This window comes from Tunturiibacter empetritectus (assembly GCF_013410875.1).
GTDB lineage: Bacteria > Acidobacteriota > Terriglobia > Terriglobales > Acidobacteriaceae > Edaphobacter > Edaphobacter empetritectus.
In genome coordinates this window covers 2,266,939-2,285,800 of record NZ_JACCCU010000001.1, presented here as the reverse complement: position 1 = coordinate 2,285,800, position 18,862 = coordinate 2,266,939, and the positions used below count along the sequence as shown (strand labels likewise).

Sequence of the window (18,862 nt, the reverse complement as noted above, 5' to 3'; positions counted from 1 at the left end):
TGTGCGTATTCTTTCAGAGAATATTTTTGGCAAAAGAGCGTGTAGTGGTTTCAGGGTCGAGCTGAGCGAAGTAGTCTCGGCGCGAGATAAGACCAAACTCCCGCATAATTTCGCCGATGGAAAGGTCGACCGAGCGCGACTCCACAAAGAAAAGGCAGTTGGACTGATCGAAACGAACGTGGACCTTGGGGCCGTAATGCCGCTGCAGAGCCTGGATTTTTTCCCCATTGAAGTCCGCGAAGAGGCTTACAGCATTGAAGTTGATGCATGCCTGCTGCATCGGCGCGCCCAAACCGGCACGCAACGTCTCCGACCGAAAGCCGCCCGCCGCTAGTTCCTTGCCATCACGATCGAGGATGCGACTCCAGGGCGAATAGGCAAGCACGAACGGAACACCATACAGAACTGCACAAAAATCCAGGAACGCTCCGGCAGGTGTCATGCTCGGGATGACAAAGAGATCCGCTCCAGCCTCCATTTGCGGATCGAAGACGCTGTGGGGGAAGTAGACATCAATGCAGATGCCTCCGCCCAACGTAAGACCCTCCCAACGAAGCGGCGTGTTGCGCGCGGGTTGAACGCCGGCCAGGCGCTCACCCGTGGCGGGAACCTGCTTTTGATAGAAACCGAGCTCAGATCCGTCACGTGAAAGCAAATAAAATCGGTTGGTAAGACTTGTCCCATCGCGCACCAGCAGTGGAAGCACAAGCGATATCCGATGCTTGGCCGCAGCTTCGCGGAGCATGACTGTCTCACTTCGCCAGTCCTCGAGAGCGAAATGTTCAAGAGGAGCGTCGTGTGCAGATCGATGCAGCAGGTTGACCGTCTCAGGCAGCACGGCCAGGTCCGCCCCCTGTAAGGATGCGGCTTCAACCCAGTGGGCCGCCTCGCGAAGCACTGCCTGCAAATCCGCGAAGCCCTGGTCCCTGAGCGCGATTGTCGCAATCGTCTTCTCGTTCATGGCACCTGCTCGGCCCGCGGGTTGCAATCGCGCTCGCCGTGCGATTGGAAGTTATTCACGACAGGATCTGCGAGATGATCCCGAATCGCTAGGACAACCAACGGTCCAGATGCTCTGCGACGAATTGGTCGTCATTCAACAAAGGATACGCTGCATAGACTCGATCGATCTCCTCCAACTGCCCTGGCGAGAGCGACTCGTGGGGATCAAGACAAACGCGGTTGCCGAGGAGCCCCTGTCTGCGCAAAACTTCATGAATGCCAGGGATGCAGCCGCGGAACTCATGTCGGGCATCGAAGATGGCGGCGTTAGCGTCGGTGATCTCGGCACCTCGTGCCAGCACAGTGTCGAGCCGCGCGCGGTTGCGCTTCACTTCCTGAACAGTCTGCAGCAGTTCGACGGCTCGGCTTGTCCAGACGGCCCATTGGCCCAGCAAGCCTCCGACGAAGTGGGCCGTGCGATCGCCAAAGCGAAATTCGGTAAGGAGGTCGGCAACAATGTTGTCATCGTTCCCTGTGTAGAGGGCGATCTCGTCGCCACGGCCGCTATGTGCGACGGTGCGCAAAACCTCCATCGTTTGATACCGGTCGAAGGAGGCCACCTTGATGGCGACGACGGATTCGATCTCTACAAATTTTTCCCAGAACGCAGCATTCAGCGGACGGCCGCCAACAGCCGGCTGTAAGTAGAAGCCGATGATTGGCGCATTGTCGCCGACAGCGCGGCAATGCTCAATCAGTTCCGCATTGGAGGCATCGGCGAGAGCGGCTAAGCTCAGCAGGCCGCCATCGTAACCAAGTTTGCGGATCGTGGCAGCTTCGGCGCATGCCTGGCGCGTGTCGCCACAGATCCCGCCAATCTTGGCGAGCCGTTTAGCGGTGCGATGTTCAAAGGCGCGCACTTCCTCCATTGCAAGTTCGAGCACCGGTTCGAAGAGTCCGACATTGCTGTCTCGAATCCCAAACTGCGTCGTGTGAACCCCAACGGCTACGCCACCGCTGCCTGCATCGCAGTAATAACGAGTCAGCGCCCTCTGGCGTCGCTCATCGAGACGCAGATCCTCTGTCAGCGCCAAGGGGTGTGCGGGGATCACTAGACCCTGCTGCAGGAGAGAGCGAAATTCGTGGGTGCTATCCGACATCAGAACTTTCCATCCGTAACTTGAAACTTGGTTGCTTTATTCAAAGTCGTGCCCCCGGACTCCACCCACGTAGCGACCGCCTCCATGAGCTGATCCGCTGTCACTTCGGGATATCCAAGTGCTGCATGACAGGCGCTTGCGTTGTTGAGCAGCGCGGTCCCCGACGACTCGCCGTTGAAGATCGCCTCGCGATCGAAGCGCTTTGCGAAGAACTCCGCCGCTCGACGAACCTGGATCGTTTCAGGTCCGGTCACGTTGAGACTGCGTGCCGGGGATGTACAAAGCTCCAGCGAACGCATTGCGTAGGAGTTCGCATCGCCCTGCCAAAGCACATTCACCGCGGGCACAGAGAGATTCACCGGTCTCCCAGCGTAGACCTGCTGCGCTATATCGACCAGCACGCCGTATCGCAGATCGATTGCATAATTAAGCCGGAAGAGGAGATAAGGCGTTTGATAATGTTTGGAGTAATACTCGAAGACACGCTCGCGGCCAAGACACGACTGAGCGTATTCCCCTCGCGGTGCCGGTGCATCGGTTTCCACGCAGCCGCCTTGCTCCGGCGTGACGAATGGATAAACGTTTCCGGTAGAGAATGCGACGATGCGCGAATCGCGGTATTGCTCGGCCACGTGGGCAGGAACGATGGTGTTCATGGCCCATGTAAGATCCGGATCACCAGCGGAGCCGAACTTTCGGCCAGCCAGAAACAGCACATTCGGCACGCGCGGAAGTGCTTGAACTTTAGCGCTGTCAAGAAAGTCGCAGCTAACGGTCTCGACGCCCGCATCGCGAAGTTCCGCGACGGCGCTGGCAGACTCGAAGCGTGAGGCAGCCAGGACACGCGCGTTGCGGCCTGCTTCACGCAGGGCCAAGTGGAGACGCTTGGCGAGAGTGGGACCCATCTTTCCGCCAGCCCCCAAGACGATCGTGTCTCCCTCAAGCCGTTGCGCAAACGCGATGTCCGCGGCGTTCGGCTGTGTCAGCAATCGATCGAGTTCTTGCTCCGACCTAGGCGATATCATCGACAGGGGATACTCCACATGAGGTTTTGGGACGGAATTCTCTCACCTCTGCGTTTGTTGAGATGTGGTTGATAGTTTCGAAATGCGAACACCGTGTTTGAATAACGGATAAAGAGTATTAGGCGGCTGTCCGCCTGTCAAGCACTCCGGAGCGTCAACCGCGCAGCCACACCGCTGCCTGCGCCGCTTGTTGATAGGGCACGCTCCAGTATTCAAGCGTATTCCACTCGATGGCCGTTGATTCTTCCAGGTAGGGTGTATCATCCGGCCGTCCGACGAAGCCGACGAACATGGCTTCCGGCAATTGGGGTATGCGGAACGAATATCCTACAGGTTGACGATAGCCAATTCCCGTGAAGAGTGAACGGTTGCACGTGTTGTGTCCGAGGCACCAGTGCAGCAGTCGTTCAGCGGCAGGACGCCATTGTGGTCGGTCGAGCAGCGCGGCGCCGCGCGCCAGCAGGTGAGCGTGCGCCATTAACACGGAACTGGTTCCGTGCACGATGCCCTGCGCGTTGAATGGGTGCATGAACGTGCGGACCCCATAACCCGCTCCGGCATTGCGAAAGAGCTGACGTTTGGGATGTGGAGGATTAGGGTAGACGCCGTACGGAGTCAGCGAAAACGGATTGCTGGTGCTGTCGGCAAGCAGATAGCGTTCCACGTAGTCAATCACAGCTGTACGTGCCTGCTTGGCGAGCGCGTCAGAATCAAATCTTGAACGCAGCTCCCAGAGCCGCAGCAGTGCGAAGACCGGCTCGGCGGCGAAGGCGATCGACCGGAAAGCATCTTTGGCTGTTTCCTCTTCGAGGAAGAAGCCGGCAAGTCCGTCCTTGTGCCGCACCTGACGGTCGAGCAGCCGCTGCGCAACCGCGAGTAGTGGGCCAGCATCATCATCAGCTTCGGGAAGAATCCGCATCTCCAGCCGAGCACGCAACTCGGCTGCGAGGAACAAGGTGCGTCCATCGTGTCCGCGCCGTGTGCCGTAGTTGGCGGCGCGCTTTGCCATGGCGGCGCACTCGCGTGCTTCGTTAGCTGAAAGATGCAGCGCCGCCCGCGCCTGCATCTGCACGAAGCTCCATTGCACAAGCGGGTTGTAGGTCGTGCGGACCGTGCGCTCATCGCCCGAGAGTGCGATGTTGTCGGTCCATCGGTTATCGCTGGCATCGCCAAAGCAGCCCGGATGATTCTCAAACCACCAATCGTGTTCGTAACTGAGCTTGCTTCCTGCAGGAGCGCGTCCCCCTGCTACATCCTCGTAGACCTGTCCAGAAGCTGCGATCATGCGATGAAAGAAACGATTGCCCCAGCGTAGCTCCTCCAGCAGCGCGTCCGAGGCATAGCCCTCCTCCTGAAGATCTTCTTCGCAGTGTTCGCGGATGCTCAAGAGAGCTTCGATGTGCGGCAGCGTGAAAGCAAGCCATTTGCGGAAATCTCCTGCATCGTGCCAGCCGCCGGCCGCATCATGCGGTGATCCATCAACATCCAGAATGCCGTCATCGAGATGACATGCGGCATGTACGCCAAAGACGGCGCAGCCGCATCGCTGTGCCTTCAGGAACGCGAGATAGCCAAGGATGATGCGATCGTACAAGCGCTCGCGAATAGCAAACGGTGGAGAGATCTGACTATCAGTTTCAATCTGGTAGCTGCCTGGCGTGGTGAAGTTGCTGAAATCTGCCTGCCAGAACCTCCCCCAGCGAGTGTTTGTGCGACGCAGTTCACCTTTGTAGAACACAGCACTGGAGGGAACTGGCCCGAGGTGTCCCTTCATCAGGTCATAAGGTGCAGGGAAGCGCTCGGAAAAGCCTGCAGGTTGCGGAGTCTTGCTAGGCAGACGAAGACAGTTCTGGCGAAGAAAAAAAGGCAGCGTATCAGGGAGATCCTCGGCGCCTTCTGCAAGCAGCGTGAGAGTCTTTGGGCCGTTGGGCAGGTAGCCGAGATGACTTAAACTGAGTTGCATTCTCACTACTATGCATGATTGAAGGCCGATCTTGTTATCGGCGGCGGCGGTCTACGGCTATGTCCTATGCTCTGTCCAGCTCCCGCGTGGCCAAGCTGTAGCGACGCTTTACGCGCAGCTTCCTTGACCAGGGCTGAGATCGCTACCTCACTTTCCGGAGAAAATTCATCCAGCGGAAGCGTGAGGCTGATAGCGGCAGCCGGACTGTTTTCCTGTCCACCCACTCCTGCGGCGAGCACCCAGTAGCCTGGCAAAAGCTCCTCCACGTTGCGCGCGTAGCGAATCTTCCTTACCTGCGTAATCTCCTGTTTCATCTTTACGATCGAGGTGATGGTGCTGCTGGTGTATTTTTCCGCGCTCTTCGCCATGATGCGCTCGACGTCTTCCTGCGACATGCCCGCCAGAAATATCTTTCCGGAAGCAGTGGCATTGAGCGGCCGGCGCAGGCCCACATCCGCGAAGGCATGAGGCGCACCGGAGTACCCGACGGAATGGATGAACAGCACGTAGTCCTGGTCCAGCACGCCAAGTTGCACCGTGCCCGGCACTTGGCGAGCGAGGTCCTGCATGGGAAAAAACGCGGCCCGGTAGATAGGGGAATGACGGAGATATCCGGAGCCAACCCATAGCGCATGGCTGCTGAGCATATATCGCCGGGTCACTGGCTCCTGGACGATGAGATTTGCTTCGATGAGAGTAGTGCAGAGTCGATGCGCGGAGGCTTTTGGAATTTCAAGTTTCGCAGCCAGGTCGGTGAACGACAGTTCAAACGGTTCCTCGGCTAGCAATTCCAAAACTTTGAGGCAACGCAGCGTGGAGCTCATGGCCGTAGATGCCTTCTTCATATAAGCAACACTCTCACGATAGGGCTTGACAGCGCAACGCAAGTTCGATTAAGTTGATCCGCATTACAAACATTTGTTTCGTAATGCGGAACAATACTGCATTTCGAGTAAGTAGGCCCCGGTTTCGCAATCATCGATAGGGAGGTCTAGAAAACCATGAACACTTCGCATTCGCGTTTGGTGAAGAGGCACTCAGGCGTTCGGGCGTTGATCGTTTTTATCCTGGCAGTCTGTTGTTCCGGGTTTTCTGCGCTTGCGCAGGAAGTGACCGCGACCATCACTGGCATTGTCACTGATCCCACTGGTCGGATTGTGGCGAATGCCGACATCAAGGCTCAGGATCTGGACCGGGGCACGATTTGGCCGACCCGTACCAACGGATCCGGTTTTTACACCATTACACGGCTTCCAGTCGGGCGCTACGAGGTCCGCGTAATCTCTCCCGGCTTCAGGACGGCAATGGAGTCGCCGATTGAACTGCAGCTCAATCAAGTAGCGTCGGTGAACATCAAACTCGTCTTGGGTGCAGCCAACGAGACGGTGCAGGTAACGAGTGAGGCGCCACTCTTGCAGACCGACACGACCGATGTCGGCACGGTCATCGACGCGCGCACCAACGTCAGCTTGCCGCTGGCCAGCCGCAACTATCTGCAGCTCACGCTTTTGACACCAGGTGCTGTGACTGTTCAGCCGACAGGATTTCAGAGTGGCCAAAATGCTGGACAGGTCGCTCGTCCGGAGATCAACGGAAACCGCTTCGATGCGAACAGCTACCTGCTCGACGGCATGGATAACAACGATGCAGGAAGTAATTACGTTGCATACTCCCCGCAGCCTGACGCAATTCAGGAGTTCCGCGTCCTGACGCAGAATGCTCCTGCCGACTTTGGCAACTACATGGGCGGTGTGATCAGCGCCTCGATCAAGGAAGGCACAAACTCCTTCCACGGCTCCGCCTTCGAGTTTTTCCGCAACGATGTGCTCAACGCGAACCAGTGGATGAATAAGCTAATCCCGGGTAGCATCATTCCCCGGCAGAAGCTGCGCTGGAACGAGTTTGGGGGCACAATCGGCGGCCCAATCTTGAAAGACAAGCTCTTCTTCTTTGCCGACTACCAGGGTGAGCGGTTTGACTTTCCCAGGACAACGTCCACCATCACTGTATTTACTGCAAAGGAGCGTACTGGCGACGTCTCTGAACTGGTGGCGGCAGGCAAGACGATCGTCGATCCGCAAACCGGATTACCTTTCGCCGACAACGTCATTCCGCAACCTCGCCTCAGCCAGACAGCGCTGGCTATTGTCAATTCGCAGTATTACCCAACGCCGATCAACGGCTTGCTTCAGGCGAATGCGCACAACACGACTGCCGTCAAGACAGACAGTGACCAGGGGGATGGCCGTATCGATTACGCCGCAAGCGTCAAGGACCACTTCATGGGTCGCTTCTCGTACTCCGATTTGACGAACCCGACCGTAAACTCATTTGCCCTCGACTACAACCCATACAACCTGGTCTCGACGTGGAACTTCGTCACCGGCTACACGCGGACAATATCTCCAAACCTGCTGAACGATGCGCGTCTGGGCGTGAACTACGTCAGGGTTGGACAGAACCAAACCACATCAAACTTTTCAGGAGACGCGACCAGCTTGTTCAAGATTCCTGGTTTGACGACAAGCTTCCTTCCCGCTATGAGTTTTAGTGGGGGCTATGTGAGTAACTTTGGCACCAAGGAAAGCGTCACCGATAACTACGACACCTCGGTTCAATATTCGGACGTAGTGAACTGGGTGCGCGGGAAGCACAGCATGCGCTTCGGCTTCCAGGGATGGCGGATTCGTACCAATGGTTTATTCAATGGTAGTAATGGACAGGCCGGAAGCTTTGGCTTCAACACCACATACTCGGGTAGCCCCGAAACAGACTTCCTGCTCGGCTTGCCCACCAATGTTGGTGTTGGTAACTTGGGCGCGGAGTGGGGACAACGTAACAACGTCTTTGCCGGCTTCGTTCAAGACGACTGGAAGGTGACGGATCGGTTGACGTTCAATCTCGGTTTCCGTTACGAGACGCACACACCTTTTGTCGAAGCCAACGACAAAGAGGTCAACTGGGACCCGCAGACAGGTACCTTTGAGTTGCCCGGTCAGAACGGCAATAGCCGCGCACTCTACAACTCGTATAACGGCTACGGGAATTATCAGCCTCGCGTCGGCGTGGCTTACCAGTTGATGCCAAAGACCACGGTTCGTGCGTCTTACGGATTGTCGTCTTTCATGGAAGGCACGGGTCTGGGGCTGCGACTGCCGGGTAACCCACCGCAGCCGATTGCGGCCAGTGCCAATTACAGCGCCCTCGGCTACCCGACGACAACGCTGGACCAGGGCTTTACCCCGATCGCGGTTCCTGCTGGATGTACGATTGCCGGTTTGGAGAGCGCAGCCCCAAATTGTTACAAAGGCGCCATTATCTACTCGTGGGATAAGCACGTACAGCCGGCACACTCGAATCAGTGGAGTCTCTTCGTGCAGCACGAATTATCACCGTCGGCTATCGTTCAAGTGGGATATGTTGGGCAATCGACTACACACCTGACCAACGCGGAGCTGCTCACGCAGCTTGTGTGGGACTCGCCGGGTGTGGTCAGCCCATCACCATTCTTCGCACAAAACCGGCCTGTCATTAATCAATTGGCATATATCTTCGGCACTTTCGCGGCGGCACATCAAAACTACAACGCCTTACAGACACAGATGCAAGGACGGCTGAACCACGGCCTGTCATATCTGCTCAGCTACACGTGGTCTCGCTGCATGACCAATTCACAGGGATTCTGGGGAGAAGGCGGGCAATCTCAAGCGCCAAGCGCTTGGTGGCAGAACACCTACAATCCCTCGGGCGAGAACGGAGCTTGCTACTACAACGTTAAGGGGGTCTTCACAGGCTATGTGATCTACGACCTGCCCTTTGGCCGCGGAAGGCAATTCGGCACCAATATGAACAGAGCCGCCGATGCTGTGGTGGGTGGTTGGAAAGTGAACGTGATACCGACCTTCCGCGGCGGTTTCCCGCTAACGCTTAGCTCTAATAGCGACCACTCTGGCACCAACTCCTTTCAAAACCGGCCGGATTGCATAGCGTCCCCGCATGTACTGCATAAACAGACCATCGGAAACGGGTTCTATGGGTATCGGTGGTTTGATCCCGCTTCCTACCAGGAGCCTAAAGATGGTTACTTCGGCAACTGCAGTGTGAGTTCGGTCTATGGCCCAGGCGAGCAGAACATCGACGCAAGCATTGCCAAGACATTTTCTATCACTGACCATCAGAATATCGAGTTCCGCACCGAGTTCATCAATGCTTTCAACCACGTGATCCTCGACGCGCCGAACAACGGAGGCATCGACATTGCGAACCCGGATGGCGGCACAATAGGTCAGATCAAGACGTCAGAGGGAGCACGGAACATTCAATTCGCCCTGAAATATAACTTCTAACCCGGTCTTATACGCCGGCTGAAATAATCAGTTGTAATCACGCGGCGTCTGGCTATCGGGCGGCAGCACAAACCGAGGTCCGCCGCGTCTCTCTTTTGAATCCCACGGCTTTTCGTGGGGTAGATTTCCAGCGGCTTCGCTTACTCGCAAGTAGCCTTAGCCGATGCGTTCGACAGCCTCATCCAATATCCATGGCGTCTGTTTTCCGGGCCACTGGAGCGCCGGACGGAGAAGATGATAAACAGCGATCTCATCGCTTACTTCAAACCGATCGCCTCTCAGTTCAGCGGCGATGATAATGTCCAGCTGATCGATCTGACCGGTCGCGTGACCGACATCCAGGCGAACAAACATCGCCTTACCTTGCACCTCTCTCTTACAGCTGGCCTCTATCGCGGCGTCCTCTCCACTCTACCCGGCTCCTTCGACATGGCCACCGCGATGATCGATATGGTTCAGGTTCCCGATGGCAAGCGAGTGCCCGTAGGACCGTGGGATCTTGATCATCTTCACAACGTGATGGCCGTCCCGATGGTTCGCACCTACGTCAATGGCAGGCTCAAGGGTGGCCTATGGTTCTCGATGCCTGGCCCGCAGCAGATCGCCGAGGGTCGTCTCACGGCAGACTTCGGCTTCGAAGCGCAGGATGGCGTCAACGAACTCGTCCTTGAGCTGATCGAACGTGACCGCACGCGCATGGATTGGGGGAAGCTCGCGTACTTCGAACTGCGCGAAGATGATCGACACCCAGTCCCTCTAGAACCATCCGCGACAAGTCATCCAAGCATCTTCTTGCATGCCGATGACCTTGAGCAGCTCCGCGAACGCTGGCAAAATATCGCTGAATTTGAAGAGTTAAGGAATCAGCTGTCCATGGAAGAGCTTGTCTTCCTCACGGACAACAGCCAGGGAACACTTGAGCTAGCCTGCCTCTTCTACGCGCTCACAGGTCATGCGGCAATCGGCGCGCGCGCCAAAGATCGGATACTTAAGCTTGCGCATGCTCCGACTTGGAGCGGCCGCCCCGATCCACTGCTGATGGGCGGCGATAACGATCGCGGCATCAGCCTCCGGCTCTACCTCACCGCGCTGGGTTGGGACTATCTGCAACCCCTGCTCAACGATTCCGAACGTCACGCCATACTTGCAAAGGCAGAGGAGTACATCGGCAAGATGTACGACTTCACCCTGCTGCAACGCGGCTACATGGGCTGTCCAGCCATCGATCCGCACTCGCTCGGCGCATGGAACGGCACAGCCATCGCGTGCATGGCATTCTTCGCGGAGCTTGCGATCGCACGTCGCGCGTTGCCGCTCTTCCACGGTCTCTTCTGCGAAAGCCTTACGCTTTTTCCTGACAGCGGCAAGGCGGCCTGGGCAACATACTTTCCCTTCCACCTCGTGCTCTACCTCGCCGCGGCGCATACCTTCGCCGGAAAGAGGGAAGAGCTGGACACAAGTCCTTTCCTCGATCACCTCGGCGAGGCGCTTCTGGCCAGCTTCGAGGTGCCGAACAGCCAGGAACTCCAGCGTGGACTGAGGACCCGCGAGCATCGGTTTCTCACTGCGTTCCTCAGCCGTTTCCACCCCACGCAAGGAATCGATTCGATCTACCGCGCGTTTGTCGAAAGAGAAAAACGCGCCACTGGCAACGTGGTGCCGGGCATATTCGACGTACTCTATGCTCCGCAGTCTACCGGCCCCATCGCTTCCTTCCCGGATCGGCCGCTGTTTGCAAAAGATGCTGGCGATCTCATTGCTTCGGTTCGCGGAGAACACACGATAGCGGTGTCGGTGAGTGGCGGCCCCAAGGCGGGGCGCAAGGCTGTCTTCCACCTGATGCCGCAGAACCGCGAGTTCGCGCCGTCGATGGGAGCGCTGGAGATCACTGTCGACGGAACACCTGTAATCTGCAACATCAATATGGGGCTCTATGGTCTCAATAGCGCGTTGACCAACACGATGTGCCTTGAAGACGGTGGCGCGCTCACCAACGGTCAGTACCTGAACGGCGCCGTTCCGCCGGAGTGCGGTGGCGTCATTCGTCGCTGTCTCATCAGCGACCGCTTCATCTACGCGCACATCGTCATCACCGATGCGCTCGATCCGAGGCTCCACGTCCAACACGCCGACAGAGTGTTTGTGCTGGATCGAAAGACAGGGGCGATTGTTGTCTCGGATGCCTTCAAAGGCGAGCGCCCAATACGATTCGCCACGCATCTTCATTGCTCTGGATCGGTGACCGAATTTGGCGGCCAGCAGTATCGCCTCACCGGCGGCCAGGCAAACCTGATCGCAGGAATTAAGGGTGGCTGCAAGGGGTTCGATGATGCCGAACGAGGAGAGATCTTCGTACAGATTCTGGAGAGTCCCGACTCCGCCCGTGTCGTTGTGGATGAACCCCGCTGGGTCCCGGGATACATCTACGGACTGAACAACACGGGTCAGGAAGACATCAGCGAAGGACGCTTTCCACGCTATCGTCGCTGGCGCCTCGAAGTTGCTGAACCCGAGGTGCAGGGTCGGTTTCTACTAGCGCTCAGTCCGCGTTCTGGAGAGATCGAGTATGTTGACGGTGTTGTCCACCTGCCGCAAGGCGGTCACCTCCGGTTCGGCAATCCCAATATTGCGGCGCTTGGCCTCGAGTGCGACTGCGAGTGCCTGCTGTGGGATGAGGAAGCACGAAAAATTATGGCGCTCGGTCTCCTCCGGCTACGCCACGGTAGAAGTGAGCTTTCCTTCAACCTGCCCGTCGACGCGACCTACGACGCAGACGATGGCACGGGCACTCTCTACGCGCAGGGGACACTTGATCCCGAAAATACACTTGGTTTCCATCTCTCTCACTGGACGCATATTGGGGAAGAAGGTTGGAAGACGCTGAATACGCACCGCGCGTCCTTTAAGCAAGCGGCCGCTAACAATACGAGCACGGAGGTGGGAATATGAGTGCGGAAAAAGCAATCGAGGTGGCCATTCTCGGCTGTGGGCAAATGGGACAGAACATTTTACGTACGCTTCAAAACAGCCCAAGAGTCAGTGCCATCACGGCGTTTGATCGAAACGCTGAGCGCATGAAAGAGTTGAAAACCACGTTTGGCGTGAAGTCTGCTCCAACACTTGACGACGTACTGCGGGATCCGGCGATCAAACTGGTCTTTGTCACCGCCTCCAACAATGCGCACCGAGAACTAACCGTGGCGGCACTCGAGGCAGGGATGGCCGTGATGTGCGAGAAGCCCATGGCGACCACCATTCCGGACGCGCAAGCCATGGTGGAAGCAGCCGAACGCACGAACGGGTTTCTTCAGATCGGCTTCGAGTTGCGCTACTCACATCTCTACACCACGGTGAAGGACTGGATCACTCGCGGCCTCCTTGGCCGTGTGCTCAATACGCAGTGCACCTACTGCTCAAGTGCCTGGGGACGTCACGATGTCTGGAGGGTTGCCTCCAAAACCAGCGGCGGCATGTTTGGGGAGAAGCTCAGTCACTATGTCGATCTCGTGCGTTGGTGGATCGGCGACGAGGTGGAGGAAGTGTACGCGACGTGCGCGCCTAACGTGATTCCGTACTATGAAGTCCACGACAACTATCACTGCAGTTACCGCTTCAAGAACGGCGCCATCAGTCACCTCACCTTCATGATGGGGCCCGCTGCCAGCTTCAAAGGGGACCCGCTGCAAAATGCAGTCTCGCAACAGGCTGGCGACGGCCATGTGCTGCGCTACATGATCTATGGGGAAAAGGGCGCTGCCGAGACGGATGTTTTTCAGCGAACGATTAAGCGCTGGGAGTTCGGCGAAGACGACTATGGTCAAACCAGCAAATGGATCCAGAACGAGACCTGGGATCCGGAGCATGACTTCGCCTACTTTCACAACACCCATGACCAGGCTCTCGACATCGTGCGTCGCGTTGCCGAGGGAGAGCGTCCCAGCATCAACCCGCGCGATGCGCTGGAAACAACAAAACTCTGTTTTGCCGCTGAGCTATCGGCTGCTGAAAAGCGTCCCGTCCGCTTGGATGAACTCAAATAAAAAATTAAACTCGAGCGACATGCGGTCGCGGCCCAAGTCGGAGGCAGGAATGATGCAGGACGAAGAGAGCGCGGAGACTGTGATACCCGCCATAGAAGGGGTTACACCGCCTTCTGCGACGAACAGCGCGCTCACAACCTTCTACGCTGACCGCAAGCGGATGTGGAGCAATGTCCTCTGGATTACCTTCGGCCAATTTGGCATGTCAGTCTCGATGACCATCGTCGAGCCGCTCATGAACCTGCGCCTCAAAGCGATCGGCGTCAGCGAATCGAGTGTTGGCCTGCTGACTTCGGCAAATTTATGGGCAGTCAGTTTTCTCGTCATGTACTTCTCCTGGAAGAGCGACCATAGCACCAGCCGATTAGGACGCCGCACACCCTATACGCTGCTGTCACTGCCGTTCATCGCTGTGGCGCTCGTGCTCTTTCCGTTGTCTACCCAAAAGTGGGTGCTCATCACGTTGATGCTCACGTACTTTTTCTTCAACGATATGAAAGCATCGACCTACCCGCTCCTCGCGATCGATTGTGTATCCAAGGAAGTTTTAGCGCGCGTCTCCGGCCTGGTTGCTATTACCGTCAGCATGGCCGGATTCCTCTCGACCCGTCTGGGAGCGAAGATGGCGGACGTCAATCCCAAAGGCGTCTTCTTCATCGCGGCAGCCGTCATGACCAGCATGACGCTAATAGCGCTGTGGCGTATCAAGGAGCCACCGGTCTACCACCCAGCCAAGAGCAGCTTCAATCTATTAGCACCTATCAAAATCGCGTGCCGCGACAAACGAATCCTCGTGCTTATCGTCGCCGTCGCGTTGCTCAATTCATTTCCCATGATCTTCAAGACCTGGGTGTGGTTCTACGCGAAGAGCAAGCTCGGTCTCACCATCGGTGACACCGGCGTCGCAATTTCCTGGGGACTGTTGTTGCAGGTTGCTTTCTCCTACCCTGCGGGTTGGCTCATCGATCGCTTCGGAAGCTACCTCGCGCTCTGTATCCAGTGGTTGATTATGCTGACACTCGTACTCAGCTCGATCCATGTCACTAACTCGCACGGCCTCGTTCTTCTCATGTCGTTGTACTTCCTCTTCCTTCCGTTGCAGGTAGCAGGAGACACGATTCTCTGGAGGACCATGGACAAAGCAGATACCGGCTCCTACACCTCGACAGTCGCGCTCGTGCGCAACTTCAGCACTGGCACTGTCATTGCTATCTCCGGCTTCCTGATTAAGTGGACCGGAAGTTACATCGTCGCATTCTGGTTCGGTTTCGGTCTGAGTTCCATTGCGTTGGTGGTCTTCTTTATCTATCGCAACATCATGCGCAACGGACGCTCTTCACCTGCTTCCATTGCGACAGGGAACAAGCCAGATGACATCAAGAAATCTGATTCGCGCTTTGGCGCGTCACCTAACCCGAGTGTCGCAGCCGTATGAGGTGCCTCTTTCAAACAGCGGAAGCATGGAGGACGTCATGAAAGTTCATGTAGCGAAATCCCGCGCAGAACTCGGCCATTTCGCTGCGCATGAGATCGGCGAAACACTGCGCGAAGGTCTGCGTACCAAGACGCACCTTCGTTTGATCTTGGCAGCGGCGCCAAGCCAGAGCGATATGCTCGCGGCCCTTCGCCGTGAGCCGGAAATTGACTGGACTCGCATCACAGCATTCCACATGGACGAGTACATCGGGCTGCCCGCTGATGCGCCTCAGGGGTTCGCCAACTGGCTCAAGCGGGAGTTCATCGACCACCTTCCGCTTTCTCGCTTTGAGCCAATCAATCCAGACAACAATCCCGAAGCAGCGTGCAAGCGGTACGCCGCGCTGTTGGCTGAAGATCCTGTGGACGTCGTTCTGCTCGGCATCGGAACCAATGGCCACCTTGCCTTCAACGATCCACCCGCGAACCTCGACGACCCTGTTCCCGTCAAGGTCGTCACGCTGGATACGATGTGTCGGGAGCAGCAAGTTCTCGATGGCTGCTTTCCCACCCTCGACGACGTGCCGCACCTCGCAATCACGCTTACAATTCCCACACTCCTTTCAGGCCGCGAGCTCTTCTGCTGCGTGCCTGGCCGGCATAAGAGCACCGCCGTGCAGGCTGCGCTCGAGTCGACCATTAGCGGGGATTGCCCGGCAACCGCACTGCGCACCCATCCCCGGTGCACCCTTTACCTCGATCATGAGTCGAGCTCGATGCGTGAGATCTATGGGCATGACAACCATAACCGGACGTGATCCGCAAAGCGGGCACAATCACACCCTTTTCGTCGACGAGGGTGTGATTGTGCGCATCGAAGAGAACTCTGCGAGCAGCGATCTCTTTCTCTCCCCCGGCTTAGTGGATCTTCAGGTAAATGGCTGCTCTGAATTTGATGTAAACGCACAGCAACTCACGCCAGGCACAATTACAGACCTTGTCGATGCGATGCTGTCTCGTGGTGTCACCTGTTTCGCGCCGACGATTATCACCGCACCCGAAGATAAGATCTGCCACGCCCTCAGCGTAATTGCCGATGCGCGCCGCAGTCATCCACGTGCGGCCGCATGCATTCCGTTTGTTCACGTGGAAGGTCCGCACATCTCTCCGCTGTATGGATACCGCGGCGCCCATCCTGCCGATGCCGTGCGGCCACCCTCGATCGCAGAGTTCGAGCGCTGGCAGCAGGCTTCCGGCGGCATCGTCGGCATGGTCACGCTGTCTCCGCATTTCGAAGAATCCTGTGCGTATATCGCTGCGCTGGCCAAGCAGGGAATCCATGTTGCCATCGGCCACACACATGCTTCGCCTGAAGAGATTCGGCGCGCGATCGATGCAGGGGCACGCCTTGTAACCCACCTTGGAAATGGAATTGCGCCGGAGATCCCGCGGCACCGCAATGCCATCTGGTCCCTTCTCGCCGACGACCGCGTCTCCGCGACCTTCATCGCGGATGGACACCATCTGCCGCCTGACGTTCTCAAAGTAATGCTGCGCGCGAAAACTTTGCAGCACAGCGTGCTCGTATCTGACTCGGTCGCGCTCGCGGGTATGCCTCCAGGCACCTACTCCACTCCGGTTGGAGGGCGTGTCGAACTTCGGCCAGATGGCAAACTCTGTGTCTTCGGTTCCGAACTTCTTGCGGGAGCTACGGCTTCACTCGCGCAATGCATCGGCACTCTCGTCCGAACCTCCGACGTGCTTCTCCACGAGGCGCTGGCCATGGCCACAACGAATCCCGGAAAACTCGTTGGAGGCCGCGGTCAATTTACAACCGGATTTCGCGCTGACCTCCTCAGATTCAGCTGGCAGGATTCGATCCTCATTGAGGATGTCTGGCTGGCCGGAGAACAAGTGTATACACGCACCGAAGTCCGCAAGTAGCCGGGGAGATAGTGAAGATGAGACGCATCGGGACTGTAGATATTGGAGGTACCAAGATCGCCGCCGGCATTGTTAGCGATGATGGAAAGATCCTTCACCGGAGCGAGTGTCCCACCCAGCCGAAGCGCGGATTGCGGGATGCTGTCGATCGAATCCAGCGGATGCTGCAAGCAGCAATCGATCAATGCGGCCGCATCGACGGCATCGGCATTGCATGCCCAAGCCCGCTCGATCCGCTAACCGGAGTCATCGGTGTCGTAGGTACGTTGCCCGGCTGGGAGGGGGGCCCTCTCGCCGATGCCGTTGGCGAGCGCTTCGGCCTCCCTGTTGTCGTCGAGAACGATGCGGACGCGGCAACTCTTGCGGAATATGCCTGGGGCGCAACGAAGACGTCAGGAACTCTTATCTATGTCACGATCAGTACCGGCATCGGTGGTGGCATTGTGCAAAGCGGCCGGCTGTATCGCGGCGTGCGCGGCGCCCATCCCGAGTTTGGTCACCAGCTCATTGACCCCACCGGACCTCTTTGCTACTGCACACTCTCCGGTTGTTGGGAGAGCCTTGCGAGCGGCGCAGCGATGACTGCGTCTTTCCCCGAAATCGATCCCGGCAGAGGCCTGCTGACGGCCGCTGAGATATGCGGGCTTGCCCAACAGGGTGATCCGCTCGCACTTCGTGCAGTCAAACGCGAGGCCCATTACCTCGGCCTGGGCTTGGCCAACCTTGTCACCCTGTTTGTTCCCGATGTCATCTGCCTGGGAGGCGGAGTGATGCGAAGCAGTGATTTGTTTCTAGACGATGTTCGGGCGACGGTGCGAAGCCTCTGCACGCAGGTGCCCGTTGAATACACCACCATTACTCTGTCTTCGCTCGGACCCGACGTCGGCCTGCTGGGTGCGGCGCAGTCATGGCTGCTTCGGAATCCATCATGCTGAAAAATTCACAAAAAGGTAAGACATGCACAATCTAGCCAGCAACATTCACGCCCAGCCCGAATCACTCGCGCGCACGCTGCACTACCAATGCAAAGACGGCGCACCGGCCATGAAGCACGCTGCTACACTTCTCCGCTCTGGAAAAAAGATCATCATCACGGCCATGGGCGCGTCGCTGTTCGCTTCCATCCCGCTCCGGTATTTCCTTTGCTCATTCGGCCTTGACGCAGTTGCGATTGAAGCAGGAGAACTTCTGCACTACTTGAACAGTGTCTGGAAGGATGCCGTTGTCCTGTTAGTCTCGCGGTCGGGTGAGTCCGTCGAGATCGCGAAACTGCTCGAAAAGATGAAAGGCAAGGTGCCCATCATCGGTGTCACCAACGAGCCACTAAGCCAGTTGTCCCGATCTGCGGACGTGAGCCTCTCGATCGCCAGCCTCAATGATGAGATGGTCGCCATCCAGACGTACACCGGCACGCTTCTTACGCTGCACCTCTTGGGAAATCTTGTTGCCGGCTACTTCGACGCCGCCGCAGAAGAGGTTCGGACACTCCTGCCTTCGTTCGCCTCTCTCGTCGAGGCAAGCATGAAGACTCTCACAAGTTGGGACGCCTTTCTGTCGCCCTCTGTAACGCCGTATCTGCTCGCGCGAGGCCCCTCCGTCGCATCCGCCCATGAGGGTGCACTGCTCTTTCATGAAGTCGCGAAGAGTCCGGCAGTCGCGATGCCGATCGCCTCCTTCCGGCACGGCCCGGTCGAGGTCGTCGATCAAAACTTCCGCGGCTTCGTCTTCGCACCGCAGGGCCCTACGCGGGATCTCAATCTCGCCTTGGCCCATGACCTTGTACAGTTTGGCGGCGAAATTCGGTTGATCGGTCCATCCGGATCGCAGGTCCGTGATGCGCGCTGGTGTGATCTCCCCTCGGTATCCCAAACACTCTCACCCCTCTTTGAGATCGTGCCCTTGCAGGCGGCGGCCTTTCAATTGGCGGTCTTGCGAGGAATCGAGCCGGGAAGTTTTCGCTACGCGCCGCAGGTGGCGGTTGACGAAGCCAGCTTCAACCAGCGGCACGTCTCGCGGTGAAGGGGAA

The 18,862-nt window shown here is 57.4% G+C and carries 13 protein-coding genes; 8 read left to right on the top strand and 5 right to left on the bottom strand.

Features of this window, described 5'->3' with window-relative positions; genetic code table 11:
• Window positions 1–13: 13 nt before the first annotated feature.
• The 5 genes from HDF08_RS09745 to HDF08_RS09725 form a co-directional block, all read right to left on the bottom strand.
• Window positions 14–961: a carbon-nitrogen hydrolase family protein gene (locus HDF08_RS09745; protein ID WP_179638254.1), complete on the bottom strand. Its 948-nt coding sequence runs from the start codon at window positions 959–961 to the stop codon at window positions 14–16.
• Window positions 962–1,049: 88 nt separating this feature from the next.
• Entirely contained in the window at window positions 1,050–2,102 is a 1,053-nt protein-coding gene (locus HDF08_RS09740) for a dihydrodipicolinate synthase family protein (protein WP_179638253.1), read from the bottom strand.
• Window positions 2,102–3,091, bottom strand: coding sequence for an NAD-dependent epimerase/dehydratase family protein (locus HDF08_RS09735; protein ID WP_257030942.1), 990 nt, complete (start codon window positions 3,089–3,091; stop codon window positions 2,102–2,104). The genes HDF08_RS09740 and HDF08_RS09735 overlap by 1 nt, the downstream gene beginning before the upstream one ends.
• Window positions 3,092–3,281: 190 nt before the next feature.
• The gene (locus HDF08_RS09730; protein ID WP_179638251.1) at window positions 3,282–5,090 is read right to left on the bottom strand and encodes a glycoside hydrolase family 9 protein; all 1,809 of its coding nucleotides are present in this window, start codon (window positions 5,088–5,090) and stop codon (window positions 3,282–3,284) included.
• Between the two features lie 8 nt (window positions 5,091–5,098).
• A complete protein-coding gene (locus tag HDF08_RS09725; RefSeq protein WP_179638250.1) occupies window positions 5,099–5,935 on the bottom strand; it encodes an IclR family transcriptional regulator in 837 nt (278 codons plus the stop codon).
• A gap of 156 nt (window positions 5,936–6,091) precedes the next feature.
• Between HDF08_RS09725 and HDF08_RS09720 the strand changes: the two genes are divergently transcribed.
• The 8 genes from HDF08_RS09720 (at window position 6,092) to HDF08_RS09685 (ending at window position 18,855) form a co-directional block, all read left to right on the top strand.
• Entirely contained in the window at window positions 6,092–9,436 is a 3,345-nt protein-coding gene (locus HDF08_RS09720; RefSeq protein WP_179638249.1) for a TonB-dependent receptor, read from the top strand.
• A 234-nt stretch (window positions 9,437–9,670) separates the two neighbouring features.
• Window positions 9,671–12,385, top strand: coding sequence for a hypothetical protein (locus HDF08_RS09715; protein WP_179638248.1), 2,715 nt, complete (start codon window positions 9,671–9,673; stop codon window positions 12,383–12,385).
• The gene (locus HDF08_RS09710) at window positions 12,382–13,476 is read left to right on the top strand and encodes a Gfo/Idh/MocA family protein (RefSeq protein ID WP_179638247.1); all 1,095 of its coding nucleotides are present in this window, start codon (window positions 12,382–12,384) and stop codon (window positions 13,474–13,476) included. Before HDF08_RS09715 ends, HDF08_RS09710 begins: the two co-directional genes overlap by 4 nt.
• A 49-nt stretch (window positions 13,477–13,525) precedes the next feature.
• Entirely contained in the window at window positions 13,526–14,911 is a 1,386-nt protein-coding gene (locus tag HDF08_RS09705) for an MFS transporter (RefSeq protein WP_179638246.1), read from the top strand.
• 37 nt (window positions 14,912–14,948) lie between these two features.
• Window positions 14,949–15,710 (top strand): glucosamine-6-phosphate deaminase, encoded by a 762-nt coding sequence (locus HDF08_RS09700; RefSeq protein WP_257030941.1) that lies wholly within the window; start codon window positions 14,949–14,951, stop codon window positions 15,708–15,710.
• Window positions 15,688–16,836 carry an N-acetylglucosamine-6-phosphate deacetylase gene (locus HDF08_RS09695; RefSeq protein ID WP_179638244.1) on the top strand — a complete coding sequence of 383 codons (1,149 nt, stop codon included), beginning with the start codon at window positions 15,688–15,690 and terminating at the stop codon, window positions 16,834–16,836. Before HDF08_RS09700 ends, HDF08_RS09695 begins: the two co-directional genes overlap by 23 nt.
• A gap of 17 nt (window positions 16,837–16,853) precedes the next feature.
• Entirely contained in the window at window positions 16,854–17,771 is a 918-nt protein-coding gene (locus HDF08_RS09690; protein ID WP_179638243.1) for an ROK family protein, read from the top strand.
• Window positions 17,772–17,793: 22 nt separating this feature from the next.
• Window positions 17,794–18,855 carry an SIS domain-containing protein gene (locus HDF08_RS09685; protein WP_179638242.1) on the top strand — a complete coding sequence of 354 codons (1,062 nt, stop codon included), beginning with the start codon at window positions 17,794–17,796 and terminating at the stop codon, window positions 18,853–18,855.
• The last annotated feature ends 7 nt before the right edge of the window (window positions 18,856–18,862 follow it).